The sequence below is a fragment of the Deinococcus pimensis DSM 21231 genome (genome assembly GCF_000519345.1).
Taxonomy (GTDB): domain Bacteria; phylum Deinococcota; class Deinococci; order Deinococcales; family Deinococcaceae; genus Deinococcus_A; species Deinococcus_A pimensis.
Genome location: NZ_KI912680.1, coordinates 291 through 2,634, shown reverse-complemented (window position 1 = coordinate 2,634; position 2,344 = coordinate 291). Strand labels below are relative to the sequence as shown.

The following is a 2,344-nucleotide window of genomic DNA, read 5'->3' as shown; positions in this document are numbered from 1 at the left end:
GTGGCTGGTGCACGCGGGCGCGACGGTGCGCGGCTCGCTGTTCGAGGACGCGGGGGACGGGGACGGTCCGTCGCGGCTCACGACGCTCTCGGGCGGCATGGAGGGTGAGGTGCTGACCCTGCGCCGCACCGTGGAGGGGGACCTGTCGGTGACGCGCGAGGTGGAGTCCGTGGTGGTCCTCGGGCTGGGTGAGGTCACGGGCGTGGAGGGCGCGCGGGACTGGAACGTGAGGGACGGCGCGGTCCGGCTCACATTGGAAGCCGATTGGAACGAGGTCCGGATCGTGAGGCGAACCTAAACGAACTCTTGTGGACGGGGGCGATAAGGTGAGGTCGATGCTCCACCTCGCCCGCGCCCCCGGGCGCTTCGAGGCCTCCGCCTTCGACGCGCTCTCCGCGCACGTGGCCATCCTGGATCCGCGCGGGGTGATCGTGGCGGTGAACGGCGCGTGGGCACGCTTCGAGCAGGCCAACGGCGGGCGCGACACGGTCGGGCAGAACTACCTCTCGGTGTGTGAGCGTGTCGATTCCGATGCGACGGCGCGCGAGGTGGCCCTCGCGATCCGCGCGGCCCTCGCGGGGTCCGACGCGCCCTTCGAGACGGAGTACCCCTGTCACGCGCCGCACGAGCAGCGCTACTTCGTGGTGCGCGTGACGGGCTTCGAGCAGGACGGGCAGCGCTACGCGGTCGTGGCGCACGAGAACGTCACGCGCCGCAAGCTGGCCGAGCTGAAGGTGCGCGAGCTCAACCGGACGCTGGAGGCGCGCGTGGAGGACCGTACGCGCGAGCTGGCGGTCGCGAACGAGGAGCTCGCCGCGTCGAACCGGGAGCTCGCGCAGTTCGCGTACGTGGCGTCGCACGACCTGCAGGAGCCCCTGCGGATGGTGGGGAGCTACTCGGACCTGCTGGCGCGGCGCTACGGCGGGAAGCTCGACGAGCGGGCCGACACGTACCTGCACTACATCACGGACGGGGTGGGGCGCATGCGGCGGCTCATCCGGGACCTGCTGTCGCTCGCGAGCGTGGAGTCCTCGCCGCAGCGCGCGGCGCTGGACCTCGGCGCGCTCTTCGAGGAGACGCTGCGCGACGTGACCCTGGAGGACGTGTCGGTGCGGCGCGCGCCCCTGCCGCCCGTCGCCGCGAACGAGGTGCAGCTTCGTCAGCTGCTCGTGAACCTCGTGGGGAACGCGGTGAAGTTCCGCGCGCGGCGGCCGCTGGAGCTGGAGCTCTCCGGAGCGCTGGAGGGCCGCCTCGTGCACGTGGTGCTGCGTGACAACGGCATCGGGATCGCGCCGGAGCACGCGGAGCGGGTGTTCCTGATGTTCCAGCGCCTGCACGGACGCGCGCAGTTCGAGGGCAACGGCATCGGCCTGTCGATCTGCCGCAAGATCGTGGAGCAGCACGGGGGCCGCATGTGGGTGGAGTCGCGCGAGGGTGAGGGCGCGGCCTTCCACTTCACGCTGCCCGCGCACGAGGACCTCACGCCCAGCCCTGTCTAGACAGCGCGTGACGTCAAAACCTGTATCCGGGCTCCCGGAATGAAAGATCGGGCGGGCTTCGTGACGGTGCCCGTCGGTACAATGGAGGGGCTATGCAGAGCCGTCACCCCATCGAGATCCTGCTCGTCGAGGACAACCCCGGCGATGTCCTACTGACGCAGGAGGCCCTCGACGAGGCCCGCCTGCCCAACAACCTCAGTGTCGCCGAGGACGGCATGCACGCCCTGCGCTTCCTCAAGCGCGAGGGCGAATACTCGAACGCGCCCCGGCCCGACCTGATCCTCCTCGACCTCAACATGCCCCGCAAGGGCGGCCACGAGGTCCTCGACGAGATCAAGCGGGACGCGGACCTGCGCGCCATTCCCGTCGTGATCCTCACCACCTCCGACCACGAGGACGACGTGCGCCGCTCCTACGACGCGCACGCCAACTGCTACATCTGCAAGCCCACCGGCTTCGACGACTTCTTCTCCGTCGTGCGGTCCATCGAGGACTTCTGGATGAGCACGGTGCACCTCCCGCCCCGTCACGGTAACGTCTGACCGAGAACGACGAGGGCGGGCGACGCGTGTCGCCCGCCCTCTCCCCTTCCTCAACCGAGCAGCTGCGCGCGCTTCTCCTCCGTGAGGCCGAAGGCATTGAGCTGACGGTCCGTGTCCCGCACCCACGCGAGGGTGTCGCGGACGGTGTCCACGAACGGACGACGCGTGAGGCCCGCCGCCACGGCGCGTTCGTCGCTGACCCTCATGGACGCGCCCCACATGCTCCCCGCGAGCGGCAGGGGCGCCCCGAGCGCCTCCAGGGCCGCGTCGTCGCGGAAGGTCACGTGCGCGACGCGGCCCTCC

General features: G+C 70.6%; 2 protein-coding genes and 2 pseudogenes. 3 read left to right on the top strand and 1 reads right to left on the bottom strand.

Annotation, left to right across the window (positions count from 1 at the left end):
• From DEIPI_RS0126750 to DEIPI_RS0126740, 3 genes and pseudogenes are all read left to right on the top strand, one after another.
• Positions 1 to 298 (top strand): annotated as a pseudogene (locus DEIPI_RS0126750) (glycoside hydrolase family 31 protein); the annotation flags it as partial.
• A 37-nt stretch (positions 299 to 335) separates the two neighbouring features.
• The gene (locus DEIPI_RS0126745) at positions 336 to 1,499 is read left to right on the top strand and encodes a sensor histidine kinase (RefSeq protein ID WP_027483809.1); all 1,164 of its coding nucleotides are present in this window, start codon (positions 336 to 338) and stop codon (positions 1,497 to 1,499) included.
• 92 nt (positions 1,500 to 1,591) lie between these two features.
• On the top strand, positions 1,592 to 2,041 hold the full coding sequence (locus DEIPI_RS0126740) for a response regulator (protein ID WP_027483808.1): 450 nt from the start codon (positions 1,592 to 1,594) through the stop codon (positions 2,039 to 2,041).
• Positions 2,042 to 2,091: 50 nt separating this feature from the next.
• Here the strand turns inward: DEIPI_RS0126740 and DEIPI_RS0126735 are convergent.
• Positions 2,092 to 2,344 (bottom strand): annotated as a pseudogene (locus DEIPI_RS0126735) (hypothetical protein); the annotation flags it as partial.

What these genes read in the sequence shown, in the direction of transcription:
- DEIPI_RS0126740 (WP_027483808.1), top strand. Translation starts at nt 1,592, where the DNA reads ATGCAGAGCCGTCACCCCATCGAGATCCTGCTCGTCGAGGACAACCCC.
- DEIPI_RS0126745 (WP_027483809.1), top strand. Translation starts at nt 336, where the DNA reads ATGCTCCACCTCGCCCGCGCCCCCGGGCGCTTCGAGGCCTCCGCCTTC.